This is a genomic window from Neisseria sp. HMSC064E01, assembly GCF_001808875.1.
GTDB lineage: Bacteria > Pseudomonadota > Gammaproteobacteria > Burkholderiales > Neisseriaceae > Neisseria > Neisseria sicca_A.
The window spans coordinates 1-239 of the sequence record NZ_KV794960.1; the positions used below are offsets into that span (position 1 = coordinate 1).

The window sequence follows — 239 nt, forward strand, 5'->3', positions numbered from 1 at the left end:
GCGATGTTGGTACCGGCTTCGACTTCGGTCTTAGCTGCAGCAGCCAAACGGTTCAGCTGTCCGACGTTGGCAGCATCGGTGTCTTTCACACCGGCGGCAACGTTGCTGATGGCTTTGTTGCCTGCGTTGATGCCGTCAGCAGTGATGTTCACATCGCCTGCTTTCAGACCGTCTTTGCCCAGTGCCACTTTGTCACCAACTTTAACACCGTCGTTGTTCACAACGGTATCGCCTGCGGT

1 pseudogene is annotated in these 239 nt (G+C 55.6%); it reads right to left on the minus strand.

Features of this window, described 5'->3' with window-relative positions:
• Positions 1-221, minus strand: a pseudogene (locus HMPREF2572_RS10355) (hypothetical protein); the annotation flags it as partial.
• Positions 222-239 lie beyond the last annotated feature (18 nt).